The following is a 20,378-nucleotide window of genomic DNA, read 5'->3' as shown; positions in this document are numbered from 1 at the left end:
ACTGATCAACTAATTCATCCTATGAAAATTTAAACCTGTTCATTCGGTCAACTTATATCTCATTTATTTCATCCACTTACCTTTAAACAATAAAGATTCAACATAGTGGCTACCTGAGCACTGATTGTGGCCTGGCATGGAACTCGCTTTTGTGTGTTCGTGTTTTGTATACACGTTAAACAAAACATAAATACACAAGAACCCGCGACGCCGGCCTAACCCGGCCGCCGCGCCCAGAACCCAGTGATGCCAACGCTGCACCGACGAGATGGCGAGCCCGTGCGCATGCCCGCTCATCGCAGTCCACGTGCATCAGGAGCCTGCCGGAATGCGTACCAGCCTCGACCTCGCGCCTGAACAATCCGTCGCCAGCAGCACCCCCTCATCCACCCTCGCCGGTCATGCGCCCCCCCTTGAACTGAGCCCCCGCCTGCATAACCGCGACCTCGCACCAACCCGCCTCGAGGGCCGGCGCTGGGGGCGCTACAGCATCTTCGCGTTGTGGACCAATGACGTTCACAACATCGCCAACTATTCCTTTGCCATGGGCTTGTTCGCCCTGGGCCTGGGTGGCTGGCAGATATTGATGTCATTGGCGATCGGCGCGGCGCTGGTGTACTTCTTCATGAACTTGTCCGGCTACATGGGGCAAAAGACCGGGGTGCCGTTCCCGGTCATCAGCCGCATTGCCTTTGGTATCCATGGCGCGCAGATCCCGGCGCTGATCCGCGCCGTCATCGCCATCGCCTGGTTCGGTATCCAGACCTACCTGGCCTCGGTGGTGCTGCGGGTGCTGCTCACGGCTGTGTGGCCGCAACTGGCCAGCTATGACCACAACAGTATCCTGGGGCTTTCGAGCCTGGGCTGGGTGTGCTTCGTGGCCATCTGGCTGGTGCAACTGGTGATCCTCGCCTACGGCATGGAGATGGTGCGCCGTTACGAAGCCTTCGCCGGCCCGGTGATCCTGCTGACCGTGGCCAGCCTGGCGCTGTTCATGTACTTCAAGGCCGATGCGCGGATTGCCTGGTCGGTGGCCGAACCGCTGACCGGTTACGAGATGTGGCGCAATATCTTCGCCGGTGGCGCGCTGTGGCTGGCGATCTACGGCACCCTGGTGCTCAACTTCTGCGACTTCGCCCGCTCCTCGCCCTGCCGCAAGACCATCCGGGTCGGTAACTTCTGGGGCTTGCCAGTGAACATTCTGGTGTTCGCAATGATCACCGTGGTGCTGTGCGGCGCGCAGTTCAAGATCAACGGCCAGATCATCGACAGCCCGACGCAGATCGTTGCCAGCATCCCCAGCACCGCGTTCCTGGTCCTGGGTTGCCTGGCGTTCCTGATCGTCACCGTTGCGGTGAACATCATGGCCAACTTCGTCGCCCCAGCGTTCGTGCTCAGCAACCTGGCGCCGCGCCACCTGAACTTCCGCCGCGCCGGCCTGATCAGCGCCACCCTGGCGGTGCTGATCCTGCCATGGAACCTCTACAACAGCCCGGTGGTGATCGTGTATTTCCTGTCCGGCCTGGGCGCCCTGCTCGGCCCGCTGTACGGGGTGATCATGGCCGACTACTGGCTGCTGCGAAAAGGCTGCATCAACGTGCCGGAGCTGTACAGCGAACACCCGGCCGGTGCCTACCACTACAGCAAAGGCATCAACCTGCGCGCTGTCGCCGCCTTCGTGCCTGCAGCGCTGTTGGCCATCGTCCTGGCACTGGTGCCCAACTTCCATGCCATTGCGCCGTTTTCGTGGCTGATCGGCGCTGGCATCGCTGCGGCGGTGTACCTGCTGATAGCCCCGCGCAACCGTCAATACGCTGATGTCAGCGGCGAGTGCATCGCCGTCGACCACAGCAGCCACTGATCAAGGAGCAGTACCCATGCGTATTCTGATCGCCAACGTGAACACCACCGAAGCCATTACCGAAGCCATCGCCGAACAGGCGCGCAGCGTGGCCTCGCCCGGCACCGAAATCGTCGGCCTGACCCCCTGGTTCGGGGCCGAATCGGTGGAAGGCAACTTCGAGAGCTACCTGGCAGCCATCGCCGTGATGGACCGTGTACTCGCCTACGAGGGCCCGTACGATGCGGTCATTCAGGCCGGTTACGGCGAACATGGCCGCGAAGGCCTGCAGGAGCTGCTGAACGTGCCGGTGGTGGACATCACCGACGCCGCAGCCAGCACCGCGATGTACCTGGGCCACGCCTACTCGGTGGTGACCACGCTCGACCGTACCGTGCCGCTGATCGAGGACCGCCTGAAACTATCGGGTTTGTACGCGCGATGTGCCTCGGTGCGCGCCAGCGGCCTGGCCGTGCTCGAGCTTGAGGCCGACCCGCAACGCGCGGTTCAGGCCATCGTCGAACAGGCCGAACGCGCGGTGCGCGATGACAAGGCAGAAGTGATCTGCCTGGGTTGCGGCGGCATGGCCGGGCTGGATGAGCAGATCCGCCAGCGCACCGGGGTGCCGGTGGTAGATGGTGTGAGTGCAGCGGTGACCATTGCCGAGTCGCTGGTGCGAATGGGGTTGAGCACGTCGAAAGTGCGGACCTACGCCACGCCGCGGGCGAAGAAAGTGGTGGGCTGGCCGATGCAGTTCGGGCGCTAGGTTGGTACCGGCCTCATCGCCATACCCTGTGGGAGCCGGCTTGCCGGCGATGAGGCCGGTGCAGTCAAACCATCATCCTGGCCAACCGCTGCGCACTGCCACAGGCCAAGGTAAACCCCAATGCGCCATGCCCCACGTTCAGCCAAAGGTTTCGGTAGGCCGTAGCGCCGATAATCGGCACCCCGGTAGGCGTGGCCGGCCGCATCCCCGCCCACTCCACCGCCTGCCCATAATCCGCCGCGGCCGGCAACGTATCGCGCGCCAACCGGCGCATGCTTTCAAGCCGGCGCGCATCCACCGACTCGTCGAACCCGACGATATCGACCATCGCCGCCACCCGCAGCTGCCGATCCAGGCGCGCATAGACGACCTTGCGCTCGTAATCGGTAATGCTGACCTCCGGCGCCCGATGCTCCGCGCCGATCGGCGCAGACAGGCTGTAGCCCTTCAAAGGATAAACCGGCAGTTTCAGGCCCGGCAGCCGTAGCCCGGCACTGCGATGACCGGCGCACAGTACCAGGCGCTGCACATCGACCCGCTCACCTCCCAGCTGCAGCGCGACGATCTGGTCCTGGTGCGTGTGCAGCTGAGTAACTGGCTTGCCTAGCAAGAACCGACACTGCCCAGATGCCTGCAGGTGCGCGGCCAGGCGTTCACAGAAGCGGTGACAGTCGGCGACTTCCTCATCGGGCGTCAATACACCCCCCACGAACGGCACCTCGGCCAAGGCGGGCTCCAGGCTCCTGAGTTCGTTGGCATCGAGCACCCGTTGGCCCTGCGGCTCAAGCAAACGCTCACGCCCATGGGCGAACGCCCGTGCACTGCGGAAGGCGACCAGTTTGCCGTTACGTCGCCAGGCAAAATCGGTGATGCCATCGTCCTCGCGCCAGCGGGCCAACGTGGCCTGGCTTTGCAGTGCCAGCGCGAGCAACTGTGCGCCGTTGCGACGGTTGACGCTGCTGCGGCAGGCGAGCATGAACCCCATCAACCAGCGCCACTGCGCCGGGTCCATGCGCAAGCGCAAACGCAACGGCGAATCCCCCTGCAGCATCCAGCCCAATGCCTGCCACGGCACACCGGCATCGGCCAAGGGCGCGACATAGCGGTATGACAGCTGCCCGCCATTGGCGAAACTGGTGGCAGACGCCAGGCTGTCGCGCGCCTCGACCAGGTCTACCGACATCCCCTCGCGCACCAGCGCATAGGCGGTTGCCAGGCCAATCACCCCACCTCCAATGACCGTCACGTGCTGCTTCATGCATTGCCCCTGTTTCGGCTCCCGTACCTAGACAGTAACAGTGGATCAGGTCGGGCAGCTATGCTCGCCGCCATTCAGGCCCTGGCGCACGTTACGGCTCAGCAAGCTGGCCTTGCCGTCGTGCCAGGTCAGGGTCAGCACATACAGGGTGTCGAAGTCATCGCCGTTCCAGTCCTCGGTGATCACCCGCTCATCGCCCAGCGCCTTGCCGGCCACGGTATTGATGAGTTCGGGCAGGTAGCCATGGGACCAGGCCGTGTAGACGGTGGCGTTGCGGTATTTTTCGCTGAGCAGTTCGTCTGCGAGATCATCCGTGTCGTTGGCGCCGTAATCGATGTTCACCGGCAAGCCCAGACGGATGGCGCTGGGGGTGATGGTCATCAACGGGCGAATGTAGCTGTAACTTTGGTCGGTACTGCCTTCTTCGACATGCCGCGTGGGGTTGGCAGCAAACACATAATCGGCCTTGCCGAAACGCTCAGGCAGCAGCGTGGCCAGGTCCAGCGCGCGATTCAACCCTTGGCAGTTCAACTGCCCCAACCCTTCACCGGGCTTTTCGGCATGGCGCAGAAACACCAGCGTCTGGGTACCGTCCACCGGTTCAGCGCGGCTTTCGACCACCTCCAGTGCCAGTGGCACGGCCGCAGCGACGAGGGCCAGGCTCAGCAGCAGGTGGCGTCGACGTCGAAGGAAAGTTGGCAACTTCATGTAAGCAGGCTCTTGTGGCAATGAGTATCGGGTTGACCCGCCACATTGCCCATGGCTGAAGCGCCCAGGCGTCCCTGTAGTGAATGCCATCCCTGGCAACGAGTAGGGGTCAGAGTGCCCTCAACCCGTTTGGTTCCTCCTTGAGCGTGAATGCCGTTCCGTGGGCAACGCTTAGGCTAGGCTCTGTACGAAAAGCCTTGAGACTTGTCCGTGCTGCGTTGAAAACAGCCTCGGAATGCTCATGTACTCCAGTACACTCCGCTTCCTCGGCTGTTTTCGCCTTGCCTGCCCTGCGTCTCAATACTTTTCGTACAGAGCCTAAGGCATGGGTGTTGCTGAATTATTTCTGGAAAGGTGAATATCCGGACCTCGTTTTCATTGAAGCGAGGGTAGCTGGGCGGAGTCTTGCGTGGAAACGGTATTGATGATGGTCACGTCGAAAACCTGCTCGATCACCTGTTTCGGGCCTTGATTCAGGCTCCAGGTGAAAAACACAAGGAAGCCGAGCATGAACACGAACAGAACGGATCCCACGAGGCTCTGTGCCACCCCAAGCCAAAAGCCCGGTTTGGCATTCCTGATCTCACTGCTGGCCTTGTCGGAATAGTACTGTTGGAGCTCCATCGCCTGTGTAGAGATAGATGCATCGAGAAAGCCCTGAGCTAGCTGGCTGGCCTGGTTACGGTAGCTTTCAAGTTGGGTTTCACTATTGCTCACATCGTGGAACGGCGTCAGGTCGTCGTCCTTTGGCTCCCTGCCGTACTTGACCTTGAATGTTTTGATGTATTCGATCTTCTGCCGTTTATACAACGAATACGCAATGACCCCCAATGTGTCCTGCTCATTCTCTACAAGGACCGAATAAATGTGGTTGTAACAACCGTCGGCCATAAGGCTGTTACCCCTTTTGTATCCGAGAGTAGGCGGCCTCGAACGCAGCCTTCAACTCCGAGCGTGTTTTTCTCGTGCTGCTGACAATGCCTGTCAATTCTCGCGGCAGCTCAATTTCCATTCGTGCCCCCGACGCGACCAGCAAAGCGTTTGCCTCACGCACTGCGCGCGAGGAAAAATACGATTTCATGGATTTACCCCTTCACTTAACCTGTTTGCAAGGGTAGCCATACCGGTTTCACCTCTCAATCAGACGCGGGTCAACAGGGCATGTAGTACTTTTCGACCTTGCGCAGGAAGTGGACTACTCAATCATCCCGCGTCAGCACTTCCAGCAGCTCGATCTCGAACGTCAGGTCCGAATTCGGCGGTATCGCCCCCACGCTGCGCACGCCATAGCCCAGGTGCGCTGGCACCTGCAGTTTGCGCTTGCCACCCACGCGCATCCCCATCAGGCCCTGGTCCCAGCCCTTGATCACGCGGCCGGTGCCGATCACGCACTGAAAGGGTTTGCCGCGCGACCAGGATGAATCGAACTCGCTGCCATCGGCCAGCCAGCCGGTGTACTGGGTGGTGATGAGGGCACCTTTGACGGCGGCTTTACCCTCGCCTTCGACGAGGTCGGTGATCTGCAGTTCGCTGCTCATGGGCATCCTCCAACGGTGAAATTCAAGGCCGCCCTTTTCTCAGCAATCCACGTGTTTGGCAAGCAGGCGCCGCTCAACCCAGCTGCTCGAACGCTTGCTCCCCGGTCAGCTCGGTGGTCTGGTTGGCGAAGCAGTACCAAGCGGGTTTCTGTTCGACGAAGATCTGCAAGTCGAAATCCCAGGCATCATCGCCGTCGAGCAGGCCCACCGGCACCGCATAGGCGTCATTGGCCTTGAGCCGGTAATAAAGGTGAGTACCGCAGCGCCCGCAGAAGCCGCGCTGGGCCCAATCAGAGGAGTCATAGACGCTGGGCGTGCGTCCCTCGACCTGCGGCGGCTGGCTGCAATGGACGACCAGCAACGGCCCACCGGTCCATTTGCGGCACATGCTGCAATGGCAGGCACAGATGCGGGTATTGTCGACAGTGACGTGCATCCGGGTGTCGCCGCAGAGGCAACTGCCGTGCTTTTCCAAGGTCATGGTGGGGCTCCTCGCGTTGGCTGGGAGGGCAAGTATAGATCGCCCCCGCATAACGGCTCGCAGCCCCGGCGGGCCAGCGCCGGCCTGGATCGAAAGCGAGGGTTACGATTTGACCGGGGTGAGCACCGGCTCGCCGGCAAAAAAGGCCTGCAGGTTACGCAGCACCAGGGCGACCGTGTCACGCGCAGCCTCCGGCGACTGGCCGGCGACATGGGGCGTGAGCACGGTGTTGTCGAGGGCCTTGAGGGCATCGGGGACGGCCGGTTCGTCATCGAACACGTCCAGTGCAGCGCCAGCCAGTTGGCCACGCTGCAGTGCTTCGACCAGCGCCTGGGTGTCCACCACGCTGGCACGGGCGATATTCACCAGGTAGCCCTCGGTGCCCAACGCTTGCAGCACCTGCGCATCGACCAGATGACGCGTATTGGCACCGCCAGGGGTGGCCACAACCAGGATGTCGACGGCGCCAGCCAGTTGCACAGGGCTCTCGTACCAGGCGTAGGGCACGTCCTGGCGTGGTGTGCGGCTGTGGTAACTGACGGTCATGTCGAAGCCGAGATTGCCACGTTTGGCAATGGCCAGGCCCACTGCGCCCAGGCCGAGAATGCCGAGCCGTTTGCCGCTCACAGAGGGGCTGATCACCCGGTTCCACTTGCCCCGCCGTGTGCTGGCATCGGCACGCGGGATGTCGCGCAGCAGCGCCAGCAGCATGGCCAGGGTGTGGTCAGCCACAGCGGCGGCATTGGCGCCGGCGCCATTGGTAACGGTGATGCCGCGGCCAGCGGCAGAGGCCAGGTCTACTTGTTCGTAACCGGCGCCGATCACGCAGATGATCTGCAGCTTGGGCAAGGCTTCGATTTCGGCAGCGGTCAGGCCCAATGGGCCGCGAGTGAGCACGGCATCGATTTCGGCGGCGTGGCGCTGGATGGCGTCGGCGCGCAGTTGCGGGGACGGGGCGCGTATCAGGCGGTAGCCGGCCTGTTCCAGCAGCGGCAGGTAATCGTCGACGGTCTCCACCAGTACCAGGACTGTTTTCCTCATGCTCACCCTCCGGCTCGAATTCGAAGGGGCATTATGGGGAGTCTGTGAGCGCTTGCCGATGTTTTTGTGTGGCCCTTGAGATCCAGCGCCGCCCGCGCGGCGCTTCGCGGGTCAAGCCCGCTCCCACATTTGTTGCAACGTGCCGTTCCAGTCAGGCCATGGCTGTTCGCCTTGGCGCAGGACTGAAGACAAGTGAAGCGGCGGCAGCGCCAGCCAAAATATGGCGTCATGCCAACAAGGCTGACAACTATGGCCTATCAGGCCATGGCACGTTGCAACAAATGTAGGAGCGGCTTTAGCCGCGATGCGCCGCGCGGGCGGCGCTCGATCTCAGGGGCGACACATAATCATCGACGAGCACTTACAAGCCCACACGTTTACTGCGCGAACGCCCGCCCAAGCCCGCCCGGCACTCCACTGCTGTCGGTTTCCTGCCACGGGCCATCCGGGCTCAGCGACCAGCTCCAGCCGCTGTTTTCATAGCGGTAATAGGTGCGCTGCCGGTAGAAGGTGTTGGGCTTTTTCTCCAGCACATACACACCCAGCTTGGGGTCCCAGTGGCTGGCCCCGCCCGGTGGCGGGGCAAAGCTGGCAGACGTGCGCGGCATCGGTTTGGGGATCGCCGCAGGCTTGCTCGGCTGGGTGGAAGGCTGGCTGCCCGGCAACGGCCTGACCACCGGCCCCTTGTGCGGCGGCACCGTCTCGATCGGCGGTGCCGGCTGCTCGTACGGCTCACGCACCGTACACGCGGACAAACCCAAGGCCAGGGTGATCAGGGTCAGGCGGACGGCGTTTCGCATGGCAGTGTTCTCTTACTGGTCGGGGCTGTCGATGGTCAGGTGCTGAAGGGCCTGGGTAGTGTTGGCCAGCGGTGCGCCCTGGCCGATCCACTCGCCATGGGTGGGCTGGCCCGCCCGCGATACGCGTGCAACCAGTTGGACTTCAGCAAAGTCGGACAGTTTCATCTGCGGCATCATCGCATCGGCGTCGGACAACTCGACTTCCAGTGGCAACTGCGCCACGGTCACTCGCTTGGCCGCCAGTGGCATGGGCGGGCCGTTGCTGGCACGGGCGAAGATGAACACGGTGTCGTCGGGTTTGACCTTGTCCTTCAAGGCGGCTGCCAGTTCAACCCGCACTTTCAAGCGCGCAGCCACCGCTACCGAAGGCTTGGCACCGGTGCTGCCCAGGCGCTCAGCCGCGCGGTCGATACCGCCTTGCAGCGCTGCCCGCGAGGCATCGCCTTCAGGCAGTTGCGCCAGCAGGCGCTTCCAGTAATCGATAGCCTCCTGATAACGCCCGCCCTCGAATGCGGCGATGCCACGCAGGCCGAGGCTGGTGACTTCGTTCGGGTCGGCCTTGAGCGCCTCGTCGGTCAGCGCCTGCACCTGCGGGCTCCATTGCTTGTTGGCGGCAAAGTACTGAGCCTGGGCCCACTGGCCCAGCAACTCTGGCTGGCGGCCGGCCAAGGCCACGGCGCGCTCGTAGGCCTTGGCGGCATCTGCAGGGCGCTGCTCGGCCATGTAGGCGCGACCAAGGAAGTACAGGCCTTCGGCGGAGTCCGGCTGGGCCTGGACGGCGCGCTCCAGGCGCGTGGTCATTTCCTCCATCGACTTGGGCGCTGCGGCGAACTCCTGCGTCAGCTCGACCTTGTCGGCGGCGCCAAAGTGCAGGTACAAGCCAAGCGCCACGGCTGGCACCAGCACCGCGGCCAACAGGGGCAGCACCTTGCCCAGGTGGCCCTGGCGCGGCGCCTCGGCACCCTCGGTGTCGGCCAGCAGCTCACGCGCAGCTTCGTCGCGGCCGTTGGCCAGTTGCGTTGCGTCCAGTACACCAGCGGCCTGCTGGGCCGCGAGTTCGGCGACACGCTCCTGATACAGGGCAACGTTCAATGCGGTGCGGTCTTCTTCCTGCTGGCGGCTACGGCCACGCAGGATCGGGATCAGCAGAAAACCGAGGGCGGCGAGCAACAAGAGGCCCGCGCTTAGCCAGAATTCAGTCATGGTTCTGTTCTTTATCCAGCAGTTTGGCGAGACGCTCGCGTTCTTCGACGGACAGCTCATGCGAGCCTTGGGCAGCCGGCACGCGACGCCGACGGACAATGACCGCCAGCGCCACGAAGCCACCCACCAGCAGGATGCCCGGGCCGAACCAGAGCAACCAGGTACGCCCACTGAGCGCCGGCTTGTAGCGCACGAAGTCGCCATAGCGGTCGACCATGAAGTCGACGATCTGCTGGTTGCTCTTGCCTTCGCCGAGCATGCGGAAGATCTCGCGGCGCAGGTCGGCGGCTATCGGCGCGTTGGAATCGGCGATGTCCTGGTTCTGGCATTTGGGGCAGCGCAGTTCCTTGGTCAGTTGCTGATAGCGCTCGCGCTCGGCGTCGTCGCGGAACTGGTAGGTATCGATGGCCGCCCTGGCCATGCCAGCCACACTCAAGCCGAGAACGGCGGCAGCAAGCCAGCGCTTCATGGCTTGGCCTCGTCCACCAGGCCCTGATACAGCGGCGCCAACTGCTCGCGCCACACCGTCGCATCGACGATGCCAACGTGCTTGTAGCGGATGATGCCCTTGGCGTCGATCAGGAAAGTTTCTGGCGCACCGTATACCCCCAGGTCCAGGCCCAGGCTGCCCTGCTCGTCGCGGATGTCCAGCTGGTACGGGTTGTGGAACTCGGCCAGCCATTTCACGGCGGCGGCGTTGTCGTCCTTGTAGTTGATGCCATGGATCACCACGCCCTGCTGGGCCAGTTGATTCAGGTATGGGTGCTCGACCTTGCACGACGGGCACCAGGTGGCCCATACGTTGACCAGCGCCGGGCGGCCGATGAGGTCGGCCTGGGTCAGGTTGCGATCACCTTGAGTCGAGGCCAGGGAGAACGCCGGGAACGGCTTGCCGATCATTGCCGACGGCAACTCATCCGGCTTGAGAAACAGCCCTTTGTAGAGGAAAACCGCCATCAGCAGGAATACTGCCAGTGGCACCACCATGATCCAACGCTTCATGCAGCTGCTCCAGACACGCCCAGGACATCACGCACCCGGGTCTTGACCTTGACGCGGTAGCGCCGGTCGAAGGCCGCCAGCAAACCGCCCAGGCCGGTCAGCAGACCACCCAGCCAGATCCAGCGGACGTAAGGCTTGATATGCACACGTACGGCCCAGGCGCCGTTTTCCAGCGGCTCGCCAAGGGCGACGTACAGGTCACGGGTGAAGCCGGCATCGATGCCCGCCTCGGTCATCATCGACTGCTGCACGGTGTACAGGCGTTTTTCAGGGTGCAGCGTGGTCACTTCACGGCCGTCACGGCTGACTACAACGGTGCCCTTGTCGGAGATGAAGTTCGGGCCTTCGAAGTGCTTGGCCCCCTGGAACAGGAACTGGTAACCACCCAGCTCTACGCTTTCGCCCGGCGCCAGGCGCAGGTCACGCTCGGCACTGTTGTTGCTCGACAGCACCACGCCCAGGGCGCACACCGCCAGGCCCAGGTGCGCCAGCTGCATGCCCCAGTAACTGCGCGTGAGGCCACGCACGCCCTTGGCCAGGCCCTTGTGGCGGGTTTTGTCGAGCACGTCGCGCAGCCCGCTGAGCACCACCCAGGCCGCCAAGGCGAAGGCGGTCAGGGTCGGCCAGTCGAAGTCATCGACGATGAAGCCTGCCACGGGCGCCAGCACGGCGCTGCCGATCAGCACCGGGGTCAGCATGCTGGCCAGCCACTTGCCGGGGGTGTCCTTCCAGCGTACCACCACACCCACGCCGAGCACGATCATCAGCAGCGCCATCAGCGGCAGGAACAGCGCGTCGAAATACGGCGGCCCCACCGACAGCTTGGCCCCGGTGAGGGCATCGAGCACCAAGGGGTAGAGGGTGCCGAGCAGGATCATCGAGGCCGCCACCACCAGCACCAGGTTGTTGGCCAGCAGCAGCGTTTCGCGCGACCACAGGGCAAAGCCGACCTGGCTTTTCACCACCGGGGCGCGCAGGGCGAACAGGGTCAGCGAACCGCCGACCACGAACAGCAGGAAGATCAAGATGAACACGCCGCGAGACGGGTCGGCGGCAAACGCATGCACCGAGGTCAGCACGCCGGAGCGAACCAGGAAGGTGCCCAGCAGGCTCAACGAGAACGCGGCAATCGCCAGCAGCACGGTCCAGCTCTTGAACACGCCGCGCTTTTCCGTCACCGCCAGCGAGTGGATCAGCGCCGTGCCCACCAGCCAGGGCATGAACGAGGCATTTTCCACCGGGTCCCAGAACCACCAGCCGCCCCAGCCCAGCTCGTAATAGGCCCACCAGGAGCCCAGGGTGATGCCCACGCCGAGAAACGCCCAGGCGACGATGGTCCACGGCCGCGACCAGCGGGCCCAGGCCGCGTCCAGGCGCCCGCCCAGCAAGGCGGCGATGGCGAAGGCGAAGGCGACGGAAAAACCCACGTAGCCCATGTACAGCATCGGCGGGTGGACGATCAGGCCAAAGTCCTGCAGCAACGGGTTGAGGTCGCGGCCATCGGTTGGCACCTGCGGCAACAGGCGCTGAAAGGGGTTGGAGGTGATGATCAGAAAGCTCAGGAACCCTACGCTGATCATGCCCATCACCGCCAGCACCCGCGCCAGCATCACTTGCGGCAACTGGCGCGAGAACACCGAGACGGCGAAGGTCCAGCCACCCAGGATCAACGCCCAGAGCAGCAACGACCCCTCGTGCGCGCCCCACACGGCGCTGAACTTGTAGTACCAGGGCAAGGCGCTGTTGGAGTTGCTGGCCACATAGGCGACCGAGAAGTTGTCGGTCATGAAGGCGTGGGTGAGGCAGGCGAAGGCAAACGCCAGGAAGGCAAATTGCCCCCAGGCTGCCGGGCGAGCCAGGCTCATCCACAGGCTGTCGCCACGCCAGGCGCCGAGCAACGGCACCGTGGCCTGAACCACGGCAAAGCAGATGGCCAGGATCATCGCCAACTGGCCGAGTTCAGGGATTACCAGCGCCGCGTTCATGGCTTGGCCTCCGTACCGGTGGCCGCCTGGCCGCTTTCCTTCAGGGCCTTGGTGACTTCCGGCGGCATATATTTTTCATCGTGCTTGGCCAGCACTTCATCGGCCACCACCACGCCCTCGGCATTGAGCTTGCCCAGCGCGACAATGCCCTGCCCTTCGCGGAACAGGTCGGGGAGGATACCGCGGTAGGTGATCGGCACCGACTTGTTGAAGTCGGTGACCACGAAGCGCACATCGAGCGAATCGGCCGAGCGCTCAAGCGAGCCCTTCTCCACCATGCCACCGGCGCGAATGCGCGTGTCCAGCGGCGCTTCGCCATTGGCGATCTGCGTCGGGGTATAGAACAGGTTGATATTCTGTTGCAGGGCGCTCAAGGCAAAGCCGACGGCAACCGCGACCCCGACCAGCAGGCCGAGAATCAGGAACAGGCGTTTCTTGCGCTGCGGATTCACTGGTTGTTCTCCCGGCGCAAACGGCGCGCCTCTTCTTGCAGATAGCGACGCCGGGCCAGCAGCGGCGCGGCGACATTGAGCGCCAGCACCGCCAGGCAGATCCCGTAGGCCGACCAGACGTACAGGCCATGGTGGCCCATGGCGAGAAAATCGCCGAATGAAGAAAAGCTCATCACGCGGCCCTCCGACCCAGGCTGTTCAACACCTCTTCCCTGACCCAGCTGGCGCGCGCCTCGCGCTTGAGCACTTCAAGGCGCATGCGCAGCAGTAGCACGGCGCCGAAGAAGCAATAGAAGCCCAGCGCCGTACACAGCAGCGGCAGCCACATCTCGGCGGGCATGGCGGGCTTTTCGGTCAGGGTGAAGGTGGCGCCCTGGTGCAGGGTGTTCCACCATTCAACCGAATACTTGATGATCGGAATGTTGATCACCCCGACGATGGCCAGCACCGCGCAGGCCTTGGCCGCGCTGTCACGGTTACTGATCGCCTGGCCCAGGGCGATGATGCCGAAGTACAGGAACAGCAGGATCAACATCGACGTCAGCCGCGCATCCCACACCCACCAGCTGCCCCAGGTCGGCTTGCCCCAGATGGCCCCGGTGACCAGCGCCACGGCGGTCATCCAGGCGCCAATGGGCGCAGCGCACTGCAGGGCAACATCGGCCAGCTTCATCTTCCACACCAGCCCCACCACCCCGGCGACCGCCAGCAGCACGTAGCAGGACTGCGCCAGCATGGCGGCCGGCACATGGATATAGATGATGCGGAAACTGTTGCCCTGCTGGTAATCCTCAGGGGCAAACGCCAGGCCCCAGACCACCCCGGTGGCCAGCAGCAGGATGGCGGAGACGGTCAGCCACGGCAGCATGCGGCCGCTGATGGCATAGAACCATTTGGGGGAGCCCAGTTTGTGGAACCACGTCCAGCTAATTTTCATCAGGGTACATCCAGGGTATTAGCCGGGCTTGAGAGCCCGGGACTCGTTATTCACCGACGCTGATCTTCAGGCCGGCCGCTATCGCAAAGGGTGCCAGTGTGACCGCCAGGGCCGTGAGGCTGGCCAGCCAGAGCAGGTGGCCGGTGGCCGGCATATTCTGCAACGCTGCCTGCAACGCACCACTGCCCAGGATCAACACTGGGATATACAACGGCAGAATCAGCAACGCCAGCAGCAACCCACCGCGCTTCAGGCCCACCGTCAACGCCGCGCCGACCGCGCCCAGCAGGCTCAGCACCGGCGTGCCCAGCAGCAGCGAGCCGAGCAACACCGGCAGGCAATGGCTCGGCAGCCCCAGCATCAATGCCAGCAGTGGCGCCAACAATACCAGCGCCAGCCCGGAAAAGATCCAGTGCGCCAGCACCTTGGCCAGCACCAGCATCGCCAGCGGGTGCGGTGACAACACCCATTGCTCCAGGGAGCCATCCTCGAAATCGCTGCGGAACAGCCCGTCCAACGACAGCAGCACGGCCAGCAGGGCCGCAACCCAGACCAAGCCTGGCGACAAGGTTTGCAACAATTGGCTTTCCGGGCCAACCGCCAGCGGGAACAGCGCCACCACGATGGCGAAGAACACCAGTGGGTTAGCCAGCTCTGCCGGCCGGCGGAACAACAGCCGCGCTTCGCGGCGCAGCAACAGAATGAATACGCTCATGCCGCCCATTGCCCCAGGTTCAATTCGCGGTAGCCGGAAGGCTTGCGCTCGAGGCTGTGATGGGTGGTCAGCACCACGGTGCCGCCCTGCTCGCAATGGGCCGCCAGGTGCGCTTCGAGCTGAGCCACGCCCTGCTTGTCGAGGGCCGTGAACGGCTCGTCGAGAATCCACAGTGGCGGGCTGTCCAGGTACAGCCGGGCCAATGCCACCCGGCGCTGCTGGCCGGCAGACAGGGTATGGCAGGGTACGTCTTCGAAACCGCGCAGGCCGACGGCCGCCAGCGCAGCCCAGATCACCTCGGTGCTGGCCGGCTGGTGCAGTGCGCACAACCACGCCAGGTTCTCCTCGGCGGTGAGCAGGTCCTTGATGCCCGCAGCATGGCCGATCCACAGCAGGATGCTGGCCAAGGCATGCCGCTGTTCGGCCAATGGCTTGCCGCCCAGCAGGATCTGCCCGGCGGTCGGCTGCATCAGCCCGGCCAACAGGCGCAGCAGGCTGGTCTTGCCGCTGCCGTTGGGGCCACTGATCTGCAGCATGTCGCCCGGGCGCAACTCGAAATCGAGGTGCTCGAACAGCAGGCGCCAGTCGCGCTCGCAGGCCAGGCCTGCGGCTTGGAGGTGAAGGGTCACGGTTTCGCCTTATCCAGTTTACGGCTCAAGTCGCCCCACGCGCTGCCGTTATACTGGCAGTGGCGGACGGGCGGCATTATTACATGCACGGCCGCGCTGCCAAGGGGCGGGTTCGACAGGTTGTATACAATCATGACTGAAATCAATAGTCTCGGCGCACAAACCGTGGTCAACCCGCAGGCAATCAAGGCCGCGCTGACCGGTGACCTGCTGAACCTGACGCAAGCGCAACCCGGGCTGCTCAAGCCGGGTGAAACGGCGCAAGCCGAAGTGCTGACGCTGCGCCAGTCGGGCAATGAATTCCAGCTGGTGCTGCGGCTGATGCTGGCCAACGGCAACCAGGCGCAGCTCCAGGCCAATGCCAGCCAACCCTTCCCGCGAGGCAGCCAGTTCACCGTCAGCCAGCCAGAAAGCAACCGCCTGGCGGTCATCGTCCAGCAGGCCAATGCCAGCAACATCACCACCCTCACCCAGCTCGATACCAGCAAGGTGCCGGTGGGCACCCTGTTGCAAGGCAAAGTACTGACCAACCAACTGCTGGCCCCGGCCAGCTACCGCGCCCTGGTGAGTTTGCTCAACAGCGCCCAGGCCGGTTCCATCCTGACCATCGACAGCCCGCGCCCCTTACCGGTGGGCAGCCTGCTCAGCGCGCGCGTGCAAGGCGACCAGTCGCTGCAATTCGTGCCACTCAGCGGCCGCCAGGACCAGCTCAACATCGCCCAGCAATTGCTCACCCAACAAGGCCGACAGGCCTCGTTGCCGGGCTTGCTCAATGCCCTGCAGCAAATGGCCAGCGACCCGAGTGGCAATGGCGAACTACGCGCCAGTGCCGAGCGGCTACTGGCCAACCTGCCGGACGCCCGCCAACTGGGCGATGGCAAGGCGCTTGCCCAGGCCTTGAGCAACAGCGGCACCTTCCTCGAAGCAAAACTGCTCGGTGGCCTCAGCGCCAGTGTGGCGACCGATTTGAAGGCACAACTGGTCAGGCTGGTGGCACAGGCGCAAGCGAACGCCCCGGCCAGCCCTATACTGGCTTCGGCGGCCCTGGCCCAGGCATTGCCGGCCATGGCCCGTAGCGCCCTGGGCATGCTCGACCGGGTCAGCCCGCGGCAGCAACCGGGCAGTTTCCCCCTGCCCTCAAGGCTGCTGCAGGCAATGGAACATGAAGGCGACCTGCAACAGTTGCTGCGCCTGGCCGCCGCCGCCATTTCACGCCTGCAGAGCCACGCCCTGAGCAGCTTGCAACAATCCGGCACGCTGGATAACGGCAACCAGCAGACCACTTGGCAAACCGAAATCCCGGTGCGCCATGGCCAAGAGTTCATCCCCCTGCAGGTCAAGATGCAGCGCGAGGAAACCCCACAACAGCAGGCTGATCGCCAACGTGAACAACAGGACCCCCTGCAGGCACTCTGGCGTATCGAGCTAGCCTTCGACCTGGCGCCGCTCGGCCCCCTGCAGGTTCAGGCGCAATTGCTTCAGGGAAGGCTGTCCGGCCAACTGTGGGCCGAACGCGAGCAGACCGCACGCCTGATCGACAGCCAACTCGGCGCGCTGCGCGACCGCCTGCTAGCCCGGGGCGTGGACGTCGGCGAGCTGGAATGCCACCCAGGCATCCCGCCACAAGGGCCGCGCACACGTGTGGAACAACGCTGGGTGGACGAAACCGCATGAGCAGCAAACAACCGCGCCAGGCCATTGCCCTGAGCTACGACGGCCAGCAGGCCCCCACGCTCAGTGCCAAGGGCGACGACGCGCTGGCAGAAGAAATCCTGGCGATTGCCCGCGAACACGAAGTGCCGATCTACGAGAACGCCGAGTTGGTCAGCCTGCTGGCGCGGTTGGAGCTGGGCGATCAAATACCCGAGGCACTGTACCTCACCATTGCCGAGATCATTGCCTTTGCCTGGCACCTGCGCGGCAAGGTACCCGCCGGCTTCGAGGGTGAAGGCTGATAGGGGCCTGTCGCAGCATCTTCACGCCTAGAAACATGTACCACCCCGCTCCCTCCCCCGCGCTCAACCTTGTCAGCCCCCCACGTACAAGGTGACCCGCATGATCGACAGTAGAATCAACGCCAAGGGTGTGCAGTTCGTCGTAGACCATCTGGCCAATATCCCGCGCCCGGACCGCGAAGCCAACCGCATGATCCGCGCGTGGCTTGCCGGGCAAGGTGTGAACATCGACCCGGACCTGGTCGATGTGGTCACCCTGCACTACCGGCCGGATGAGCAAGGGTATCTGGCAGAGGTCCAGCAGACCCAGAGCATGACCCAGGCGCTGCTGGGCAACTGGCAAGGGGAGTCCGACAACAACCTGATCGGCGCGCTGTTTGCCAGCCCCTGGGCGGGAGCTTTTCCCCAGGGGCCCTTGAAGCTGGTCGATCGCCTGCCAGCGCTGGGCTTCGGCCATCAGGGCGCCGCCTTCGAAGTGTACAACGGCTTGTTCCAGCGGTCGCACCCTGCTCGTTACGATGCTTCGACCCACGTTCAGGTACCGGCTGAAGCCTTCCAGCATTTCATAGAGGTATTGGATTTTCACGGCCCGTTCAAAACCATGCTCGACACTTACTGGCAACAGCACCTGAGCAATCACCGCTTAGCCAGCAAGCTGAATTTCATCGCCGCCTGCAACGCCCAAGTCAGCCAGGGACGCCTGAGCGATGCCGCCAGGAAACTGGCATGGCGAGCCGCTGGCCTGATGCCGCGACGCCGCAAAGTACGGGTAAGCACGCTGAACATCTATGGCTATGCGGCCACCGACCTGTTGTACATCAACGACCCTCGCAGCGATCTGACCCTGCTGTACATGCCAGGTAACAGCTCGCCTTTGCTCGAATTCGAAAGCGAGAACCTACTCAAGGACTGGGTGGGCGATCAGTGCAAAGACCCTACCCGGCGCGACGCACTCAAGCAGCACTTCAGGCTCGCCGACCGTCCCCCAGGCCTCGATTTCAGTGGTCTGGACACCGCCCTAGAGGGCCTTGGCGATTATCCAAACCGTCACCGACTGCCGCCTGAACATGGCTTTTTCAACGATGATGGCGTCTGGGCACCCAGAACCTATGTCAACTACAAACCTGGCAAATACAACCCCAAACTGACCGGGGATATGTTCGCGGCCTTGACCGAACGCCAGCGCCAGCGCAGTTACGACGATGCAGACTTTGTCATTACCACCGATAGCCAGGTAACCAAGGGCAAATGGCGTGGCTACCTCACCAATACCCTCAACCTGCTGGCACCCCTGTGCCTGGTAGTTCCAGGGCTCGCACCGCTGCTGGCGATCGGGGGCATTGCCCAGCTGGGCCTGGGCCTGGACCAGGTGATCAATGGCCGTAGCCTGAAAGCCAAGCAGGATGGTGTTGGCAACATTGCCTGGGGGCTGTTCAACGCCGCACCGCTGGCGATGGAGGGTACGGCAAGCATCAAGGCCCTGTTCGAATTCAAAAGTGACGGCTTTGTCATGCCACGCGAGGTCAACGGGCAGTTCGGCTATCCGTTGAGCCCGACCAGACCACCGCGGCTTCCAGAGCCAGAGGGAGCGGTCTATTTTCACAACCACGACCCCATCGCGCCCCTTGCCGAAGGCGACCCGGCAATTGCCGGGGCGGTGGTACGTGTACCGCGCTACGATGGCGAATTCGATACCCTCGACGCCAGCATCCAGACCTACAACGCGCGCATGGTCTACGACCTGGAGCGGGATGCATTCATTCGCAAGGACGACCTGAACGAAGTCAACCCGCCAGCATTCATCGCAGTCCCCCACAGCCGCGACCTGGTCGCGCTCGACACACCCCGCCCAGTGACCAACACCATGCGCACCCGCAGCCTGCGTGCTTTGGGTATCGATTTGCCGCTGCCTGTGCATATCCCGACACTAGCGCCAGACAGCGTGCCAATTCCCAAACGGATATCCAGCCTGTGGGTCGGCAACAACGTCATCAGCGAACCATTACTGGCCAACCTTGCCGCCAACGCCGAGCGCCTCAGCGACAGTGAATACAGCCTAAGGCTGTTCCTGTCGAAGGCCTCACCTACAGCCTATGAACAAAACACAAGCCTGCTGGCAGCCAGGGCGCCCGGCCTGCAGGTGCTTCCACTTGAGGAACAAGCATTTTTCCGAGCGTTTCGCCAGAGCCGCTATCACGCGCAATACGAGGCAGCACTGGATGGCAACGGCGGCATTGCGACCAACTACGCCTCGGCATCCGATGTTCTGCGTTACCCGATGCTGCATCACGAAGGCGGGTTGTATATGGATGTCGACGACTCGTTGCTGGCAGCCGGGGAGCACCGCGAGATCATCGATGGACAGCCGGTAGGGGCGCCCGGCGAATCGATCGATCAGGTCGAGCTGCGCACCGCGCCCAATGGCCTGCTGCTGGCACCGCCCATGTCCAACGAGAAAATGAGCATGAACTGCCTGTACAACACCAGCCTCATCGGCAGCCACCCAGGCAACCCCGTGCTCGAGGCCATTTCCGAGGAAATGCTCGCACGCTATCAGACCGCCGCAGACTTCTACGACAGCCGACCGAGCCTGGCGCAGGACCCGGCTGGTTTCTACCGCTATGCCAGCAAACTCAGCTATCTCACCGGCCCGGCGCTGGTCACCGAGGTGGTCGACCGCCACCTGCCGGGTCTGCGTACCCTGCGCCAGATCATCAACCTGCACACCATGCCGCGTATCAATAGCTACCGCTTCATCGACGTTGCACAGGCCAACGCAGCGCTGAAAAAGCTGCTGCCCCTGAACCGTTTTGCCAAGGTCGGCGGCAACCACTCGTGGGTGAACAACTGAGATGCCGTTCGTAAAGCTTCCCCCCACCCCTTCGCCCGTGATTGGCCAGGCAGGCAAACGTCATGTCACGTCCCTGCTCAGCCGTGTGCCCCGCCCTGATCGTCAAGCTGGCGCTGCAATAAGCGCGTGGGCACGACAGCACCCTGGGTGAGGGATTGTCCAAGGGCGGACTGTTCGACGACCTCGATGACTACTCCGTTTACCAGAACAGCGCCTG

21 protein-coding genes are annotated in these 20,378 nt (G+C 63.3%); 5 read left to right on the top strand and 16 right to left on the bottom strand.

The annotated features are described in order from the left end of the window. Nucleotides 1-328 precede the first annotated feature (328 nt). Nucleotides 329-1,861, top strand: coding sequence for an NCS1 family nucleobase:cation symporter-1 (locus ACFY68_RS13155; RefSeq protein WP_387527749.1), 1,533 nt, complete (start codon nucleotides 329-331; stop codon nucleotides 1,859-1,861). Between the two features lie 16 nt (nucleotides 1,862-1,877). Further along, complete coding sequence (locus ACFY68_RS13150) at nucleotides 1,878-2,606, top strand: aspartate/glutamate racemase family protein (RefSeq protein WP_387527746.1); 729 nt, start codon at nucleotides 1,878-1,880, stop codon at nucleotides 2,604-2,606. Between the two features lie 64 nt (nucleotides 2,607-2,670). Here ACFY68_RS13150 and ACFY68_RS13145 read toward each other — a convergent pair whose 3' ends face one another. From ACFY68_RS13145 to ccmA, 16 genes are all read right to left on the bottom strand, one after another. After that, the gene (locus ACFY68_RS13145) at nucleotides 2,671-3,864 is read right to left on the bottom strand and encodes a D-amino acid dehydrogenase (RefSeq protein WP_387527743.1); all 1,194 of its coding nucleotides are present in this window, start codon (nucleotides 3,862-3,864) and stop codon (nucleotides 2,671-2,673) included. A 45-nt stretch (nucleotides 3,865-3,909) separates the two neighbouring features. Continuing rightward, nucleotides 3,910-4,572: a histidine phosphatase family protein gene (locus tag ACFY68_RS13140; RefSeq protein ID WP_346614026.1), complete on the bottom strand. Its 663-nt coding sequence runs from the start codon at nucleotides 4,570-4,572 to the stop codon at nucleotides 3,910-3,912. Between the two features lie 375 nt (nucleotides 4,573-4,947). Next, entirely contained in the window at nucleotides 4,948-5,463 is a 516-nt protein-coding gene (locus ACFY68_RS13135; RefSeq protein WP_346614025.1) for a hypothetical protein, read from the bottom strand. 308 nt (nucleotides 5,464-5,771) lie between these two features. Further along, on the bottom strand, nucleotides 5,772-6,110 hold the full coding sequence (locus ACFY68_RS13130) for an FKBP-type peptidyl-prolyl cis-trans isomerase (RefSeq protein WP_387527740.1): 339 nt from the start codon (nucleotides 6,108-6,110) through the stop codon (nucleotides 5,772-5,774). A gap of 73 nt (nucleotides 6,111-6,183) precedes the next feature. After that, complete coding sequence (locus tag ACFY68_RS13125) at nucleotides 6,184-6,591, bottom strand: GFA family protein (protein WP_387527737.1); 408 nt, start codon at nucleotides 6,589-6,591, stop codon at nucleotides 6,184-6,186. 102 nt (nucleotides 6,592-6,693) lie between these two features. Further along, entirely contained in the window at nucleotides 6,694-7,632 is a 939-nt protein-coding gene (locus tag ACFY68_RS13120; protein ID WP_387527734.1) for a 2-hydroxyacid dehydrogenase, read from the bottom strand. A gap of 377 nt (nucleotides 7,633-8,009) precedes the next feature. Beyond that, nucleotides 8,010-8,432, bottom strand: coding sequence for a hypothetical protein (locus ACFY68_RS13115; protein WP_387527731.1), 423 nt, complete (start codon nucleotides 8,430-8,432; stop codon nucleotides 8,010-8,012). A 12-nt stretch (nucleotides 8,433-8,444) separates the two neighbouring features. Next, the gene (gene ccmI / locus ACFY68_RS13110) at nucleotides 8,445-9,635 is read right to left on the bottom strand and encodes a c-type cytochrome biogenesis protein CcmI (RefSeq protein ID WP_387527728.1); all 1,191 of its coding nucleotides are present in this window, start codon (nucleotides 9,633-9,635) and stop codon (nucleotides 8,445-8,447) included. Further along, entirely contained in the window at nucleotides 9,628-10,104 is a 477-nt protein-coding gene (locus ACFY68_RS13105) for a cytochrome c-type biogenesis protein (protein WP_346614019.1), read from the bottom strand. Before ACFY68_RS13105 ends, ccmI begins: the two co-directional genes overlap by 8 nt. Continuing rightward, on the bottom strand, nucleotides 10,101-10,637 hold the full coding sequence (locus tag ACFY68_RS13100) for a DsbE family thiol:disulfide interchange protein (protein WP_387527725.1): 537 nt from the start codon (nucleotides 10,635-10,637) through the stop codon (nucleotides 10,101-10,103). The genes ACFY68_RS13105 and ACFY68_RS13100 overlap by 4 nt, the downstream gene beginning before the upstream one ends. After that, nucleotides 10,634-12,622 carry a heme lyase CcmF/NrfE family subunit gene (locus ACFY68_RS13095; RefSeq protein ID WP_387527722.1) on the bottom strand — a complete coding sequence of 663 codons (1,989 nt, stop codon included), beginning with the start codon at nucleotides 12,620-12,622 and terminating at the stop codon, nucleotides 10,634-10,636. The genes ACFY68_RS13100 and ACFY68_RS13095 overlap by 4 nt, the downstream gene beginning before the upstream one ends. Beyond that, nucleotides 12,619-13,074, bottom strand: coding sequence for a cytochrome c maturation protein CcmE (ccmE, locus tag ACFY68_RS13090; RefSeq protein ID WP_346614016.1), 456 nt, complete (start codon nucleotides 13,072-13,074; stop codon nucleotides 12,619-12,621). The genes ACFY68_RS13095 and ccmE overlap by 4 nt, the downstream gene beginning before the upstream one ends. Beyond that, entirely contained in the window at nucleotides 13,071-13,247 is a 177-nt protein-coding gene (gene ccmD / locus ACFY68_RS13085; RefSeq protein WP_346614015.1) for a heme exporter protein CcmD, read from the bottom strand. Before ccmD ends, ccmE begins: the two co-directional genes overlap by 4 nt. After that, nucleotides 13,247-14,011 (bottom strand): heme ABC transporter permease, encoded by a 765-nt coding sequence (locus ACFY68_RS13080; RefSeq protein WP_387527718.1) that lies wholly within the window; start codon nucleotides 14,009-14,011, stop codon nucleotides 13,247-13,249. The genes ccmD and ACFY68_RS13080 overlap by 1 nt, the downstream gene beginning before the upstream one ends. A 46-nt stretch (nucleotides 14,012-14,057) precedes the next feature. Continuing rightward, nucleotides 14,058-14,735, bottom strand: coding sequence for a heme exporter protein CcmB (gene ccmB, locus ACFY68_RS13075; RefSeq protein WP_371263234.1), 678 nt, complete (start codon nucleotides 14,733-14,735; stop codon nucleotides 14,058-14,060). Further along, complete coding sequence (ccmA, locus tag ACFY68_RS13070) at nucleotides 14,723-15,355, bottom strand: cytochrome c biogenesis heme-transporting ATPase CcmA (RefSeq protein ID WP_387527714.1); 633 nt, start codon at nucleotides 15,353-15,355, stop codon at nucleotides 14,723-14,725. Before ccmA ends, ccmB begins: the two co-directional genes overlap by 13 nt. 132 nt (nucleotides 15,356-15,487) lie before the next feature. Here ccmA and ACFY68_RS13065 point away from each other — a divergent pair, with 132 nt between their 5' ends. The 3 genes from ACFY68_RS13065 (at nucleotide 15,488) to ACFY68_RS13055 (ending at nucleotide 20,161) form a co-directional block, all read left to right on the top strand. Continuing rightward, nucleotides 15,488-17,029, top strand: a complete 1,542-nt coding sequence (locus tag ACFY68_RS13065; RefSeq protein ID WP_387527711.1) for a flagellar hook-length control protein FliK — start codon at nucleotides 15,488-15,490, stop codon at nucleotides 17,027-17,029. After that, a complete protein-coding gene (locus tag ACFY68_RS13060) occupies nucleotides 17,026-17,310 on the top strand; it encodes an EscU/YscU/HrcU family type III secretion system export apparatus switch protein (RefSeq protein ID WP_387527709.1) in 285 nt (94 codons plus the stop codon). Before ACFY68_RS13065 ends, ACFY68_RS13060 begins: the two co-directional genes overlap by 4 nt. Before the next feature lie 100 nt (nucleotides 17,311-17,410). Further along, nucleotides 17,411-20,161 carry a dermonecrotic toxin domain-containing protein gene (locus ACFY68_RS13055; protein ID WP_387527706.1) on the top strand — a complete coding sequence of 917 codons (2,751 nt, stop codon included), beginning with the start codon at nucleotides 17,411-17,413 and terminating at the stop codon, nucleotides 20,159-20,161. Nucleotides 20,162-20,378 lie beyond the last annotated feature (217 nt).

It is taken from the genome of Pseudomonas sp. NPDC012596 (assembly GCF_042902325.1).
In the GTDB taxonomy this organism is placed as follows: Bacteria; Pseudomonadota; Gammaproteobacteria; order Pseudomonadales; family Pseudomonadaceae; genus Aquipseudomonas.
The sequence above is the reverse complement of the archived record's forward strand: the minus strand, read 5'-3'. Positions and strand labels throughout refer to the sequence as shown.

Coding starts and splice junctions, on each gene's coding strand:
- ACFY68_RS13155 (WP_387527749.1), top strand. CDS start 329: ATGCGTACCAGCCTCGACCTCGCGCCTGAACAATCCGTCGCCAGCAGC.
- ACFY68_RS13150 (WP_387527746.1), top strand. CDS start 1,878: ATGCGTATTCTGATCGCCAACGTGAACACCACCGAAGCCATTACCGAA.
- ACFY68_RS13145 (WP_387527743.1), bottom strand. CDS start 3,864: ATGAAGCAGCACGTGACGGTCATTGGAGGTGGGGTGATTGGCCTGGCA.
- ACFY68_RS13140 (WP_346614026.1), bottom strand. CDS start 4,572: ATGAAGTTGCCAACTTTCCTTCGACGTCGACGCCACCTGCTGCTGAGC.
- ACFY68_RS13135 (WP_346614025.1), bottom strand. CDS start 5,463: ATGGCCGACGGTTGTTACAACCACATTTATTCGGTCCTTGTAGAGAAT.
- ACFY68_RS13130 (WP_387527740.1), bottom strand. CDS start 6,110: ATGAGCAGCGAACTGCAGATCACCGACCTCGTCGAAGGCGAGGGTAAA.
- ACFY68_RS13125 (WP_387527737.1), bottom strand. CDS start 6,591: ATGACCTTGGAAAAGCACGGCAGTTGCCTCTGCGGCGACACCCGGATG.
- ACFY68_RS13120 (WP_387527734.1), bottom strand. CDS start 7,632: ATGAGGAAAACAGTCCTGGTACTGGTGGAGACCGTCGACGATTACCTG.
- ACFY68_RS13115 (WP_387527731.1), bottom strand. CDS start 8,432: ATGCGAAACGCCGTCCGCCTGACCCTGATCACCCTGGCCTTGGGTTTG.
- ccmI (WP_387527728.1), bottom strand. CDS start 9,635: ATGACTGAATTCTGGCTAAGCGCGGGCCTCTTGTTGCTCGCCGCCCTC.
- ACFY68_RS13105 (WP_346614019.1), bottom strand. CDS start 10,104: ATGAAGCGCTGGCTTGCTGCCGCCGTTCTCGGCTTGAGTGTGGCTGGC.
- ACFY68_RS13100 (WP_387527725.1), bottom strand. CDS start 10,637: ATGAAGCGTTGGATCATGGTGGTGCCACTGGCAGTATTCCTGCTGATG.
- ACFY68_RS13095 (WP_387527722.1), bottom strand. CDS start 12,622: ATGAACGCGGCGCTGGTAATCCCTGAACTCGGCCAGTTGGCGATGATC.
- ccmD (WP_346614015.1), bottom strand. CDS start 13,247: ATGAGCTTTTCTTCATTCGGCGATTTTCTCGCCATGGGCCACCATGGC.
- ACFY68_RS13080 (WP_387527718.1), bottom strand. CDS start 14,011: ATGAAAATTAGCTGGACGTGGTTCCACAAACTGGGCTCCCCCAAATGG.
- ccmB (WP_371263234.1), bottom strand. CDS start 14,735: ATGGGCGGCATGAGCGTATTCATTCTGTTGCTGCGCCGCGAAGCGCGG.
- ACFY68_RS13065 (WP_387527711.1), top strand. CDS start 15,488: ATGACTGAAATCAATAGTCTCGGCGCACAAACCGTGGTCAACCCGCAG.
- ACFY68_RS13060 (WP_387527709.1), top strand. CDS start 17,026: ATGAGCAGCAAACAACCGCGCCAGGCCATTGCCCTGAGCTACGACGGC.
- ACFY68_RS13055 (WP_387527706.1), top strand. CDS start 17,411: ATGATCGACAGTAGAATCAACGCCAAGGGTGTGCAGTTCGTCGTAGAC.